The organism is Phenylobacterium sp. (assembly GCF_016793285.1).
GTDB lineage: Bacteria > Pseudomonadota > Alphaproteobacteria > Caulobacterales > Caulobacteraceae > Phenylobacterium.
In genome coordinates this window covers 1-2,654 of the sequence record NZ_JAEUMO010000159.1, presented here as the reverse complement: position 1 = coordinate 2,654, position 2,654 = coordinate 1, and the positions used below count along the sequence as shown (strand labels likewise).

At 72.1% G+C, this 2,654-nt stretch carries 5 protein-coding genes; 3 read left to right on the top strand and 2 right to left on the bottom strand.

The genetic code is table 11. The features are described from left to right. Window positions 1-256: type II toxin-antitoxin system CcdA family antitoxin (locus tag JNL41_RS14605; protein ID WP_293476129.1), on the top strand; the 256-nt coding region annotated here is incomplete at its 5' end. Next, window positions 257-568: a CcdB family protein gene (locus JNL41_RS14600; RefSeq protein ID WP_293476127.1), complete on the top strand. Its 312-nt coding sequence runs from the start codon at window positions 257-259 to the stop codon at window positions 566-568. On the opposite strand, the gene JNL41_RS14595 is transcribed toward JNL41_RS14600, so the two are convergent. Next, window positions 565-1,569 (bottom strand): polyprenyl synthetase family protein, encoded by a 1,005-nt coding sequence (locus JNL41_RS14595; protein ID WP_293476125.1) that lies wholly within the window; start codon window positions 1,567-1,569, stop codon window positions 565-567. The genes JNL41_RS14600 and JNL41_RS14595 overlap by 4 nt on opposite strands. Before the next feature lie 139 nt (window positions 1,570-1,708). On the opposite strand from JNL41_RS14595, the gene JNL41_RS14590 reads away from it, so the two are divergent. Further along, entirely contained in the window at window positions 1,709-2,449 is a 741-nt protein-coding gene (locus tag JNL41_RS14590; RefSeq protein ID WP_293476123.1) for a methyltransferase, read from the top strand. Between the two features lie 43 nt (window positions 2,450-2,492). Here the strand turns inward: JNL41_RS14590 and JNL41_RS22585 are convergent, their stop codons facing one another. Beyond that, window positions 2,493-2,648, bottom strand: a complete 156-nt coding sequence (locus JNL41_RS22585; protein ID WP_365698320.1) for a GNAT family N-acetyltransferase — start codon at window positions 2,646-2,648, stop codon at window positions 2,493-2,495. Window positions 2,649-2,654: the final 6 nt, after the last annotated feature.

The following is a 2,654-nucleotide window of genomic DNA, read 5'->3' as shown; positions in this document are numbered from 1 at the left end:
GGTCGAACTGAAGATCGAGATCGACGCGCGGCTTCTGGAGCGCGCTCAAGAGGCCGGCATCTCAATTGAGAAGTTGGCCGAAGCGGAGCTGCGGCGCGCGCTCGCTGACCTCGACCCTGACTTGGCGCGGTATCGAGGGCTCTCCGACGAGCAAAAGGCCCGGCTCTGGGGAGACGAGAACGCGGAGGCGATCGAGGCGCACAAGGCGCGGATCGCCGAGTTTGGCGTGTTCGGCGAAGACTTTCGGTCCTGGTAGTTGCGGCAGTTCGACGTCTACGAGAATCCGTCGCAGCGAAGTCGCCGGTCGATCCCGTATCTGATGGTGCTGCAGTCCCACTTTCTCGAGGATACGCCCACCGTCATCGTTGCGCCTCTCATCTCCGACGGCGGACGAACGGCATACACGGTCGCGAGTCTGCGGGTCGACTTCAACGACCGGCGCTACGCGCTGGCGCTCGCAGAACTTGCGAACATTGAACGGCGGACCCTAACGCGAACCGTCGGAAACCTGCGCCAGCACGAAGACGACATCCGCCGCGCCCTCGAGCGCATCTTCACCGGCTTCTAGGCCCGGCGCATCACAGCGAAGTCGGCGAGGTCCTGGAGGGCGGGGCGCCAGCCGTTGGAGCCGTAGTCGGCGATGGCGGCCTTGGCGCTGTCGGCGTAGCTAACGGCCAGCGCCAGGGTGTCGTCGAGCGCGCGGGTCTCGCGCATCAGGGCGATGGCGTGGTCGAGGTCGGCGGGCTCCTGCTCGCGCCGGTCGATGGTGCGGACCCAGAAGTCGCGCTCGGAGGCGGCCGTGCGCTGCATGGCCAGCAGCAGCGGGAGCGTGACCTTGCCCTCCCGGAAGTCGTCGCCCGGGTTCTTGCCCAGGGTGGCGGCGTCGCTGGAGTAGTCGAGCGCGTCGTCGATGAGCTGGAACGCCAGGCCCAGGTCCTGGCCGAACTGGCGCAGCGCCCGGCAGCGTTCGGGCGGCGCGCCGGCCGAGACCGCGCCGGCCTCGGCGGCGGCGGCGAACAGCTCGGCGGTCTTGGCGCGGATGATGTCGATGTAGACGTCCTGGGTCAGGTCCAGGTCGTGGCTGCGGGTGAGTTGCAGCACCTCGCCCTCGGAGATCACGCGGCTGGCGCGGGCCAGGATCTCCAGCGCCGCCATCGAGCCCGCGCCCACCATCAGCTCGAAGGCGCGCGCGAACAGGAAGTCGCCCACCAGCACGCTGGCCGGCGCGCCCCAGATCAGGTGGGCCGCCACGCGGCCGCGGCGCAGCTCGGAGGAGTCGACCACGTCGTCGTGCAGCAGCGTGGCGGTGTGGATGAACTCCACGGCGGCGGCGAGCTTCAGGCAGGCGTCGTCGCGCGCGCCGCACAGGCGCGCCGCGGCGATGGTCAGCAGGGGCCGCAAGCGCTTCGCCGAGCCCGCGATCAGGTGGTCGGCCAGGGCCGGGATCACCGGCACGGGACTGTCCATATGCTCGCGGATCAGGGCGTCGACGGCGCGCATGTCCGGCCCGGCCAGCGTCAGCAGCAGGTCGAGCGAGGGCGGCGCGGCGACGGCCTGGGCGACTTCCAAGACGGATATTTCCTCAACTGCCGGGGCGTCCGGGCCCTGCCGGCCGCCGTTTGCCGGGACAATGGTGACGCGATAGGGCACGGTCAAGCGGCCCACGCCGAACACGTTCAAACCCTTCGTCACGCCAAGGCCCGCGCGGATGGACGCCGTCACCGAAGACCGCCTGCTGGACGGGCGCATCCGCCTGAAGCAGCCGGTCCGCGGCTACCGCGCAGGGCTGGATGCGGCCCTGCTGGCGGCGGCCTGCGACGCGAGGCCGGGGCAGCGGGTGCTGGACGCGGGCTGCGGGCCCGGGGCGGCGCTTCTGGCGGCGGCCGCGCGACGGCCGCAGGCCCGGTTCACGGGCCTGGAGCGCGAGGCCGACGCGCTGGCCCTGGCGCGGGAGAACATCGCCCTCAACGGGATGGCGGACCGGGTCGAAGCCGTGCGCGGCGACGTGGCGCAGCGGTTCGCCGTCACCGGCCTGCCGCCCTTCGACGCCGCCATCGCCAATCCGCCGTTCTTCGACGATCCCTCGGCGCTCCGCGGACCCGCGCCGGAGAAGGCGGCGGCGTGGATGGCCGACGAGGGGCTCATGGCCTGGGCCGAGTTCCTGCTGAAGGCGGTGCGCGAGGGCGGGACGATCACGGCGATCCACCGCGCGGACCGCCTGGGCGACCTCCTCGCCCACCTCGCGCCCAAGGCCGGCTCCTTCCAGATCCGCGGCGTGCATCCCTTCGCCGACGCGCCGGCCAAGCGCGTCCTGGTGCGGGCGGTGAAGACCGGCAAGGCGCCGCTGCGGCTGCTGCCGCCGCTGGTCCTGCACGACCGCGGCGGGGCCAAGCACCGGCCCGAGGTCGAGGCGATCCTCCGCGGCGAGGCCGACCTGCCCTGGAGCTAGCCGCCCCGGCCGACCGGCGGGAGCGCGGCGCTGGAGGCGACCATCAGATGCCGAGTTCCGCCTTGCAGGTCGCATCGACGATGTCGTGCTCCTCCGGGTGCTTCTTCACCCACCCGGCCATGAAGGGGCAGGTCGGCACGACCTTCAGGCCCTGCGCGCGGGCGTGGCCGAAGGCGTAGCGGGCGAGCGCGCTGGCCACGCCCTT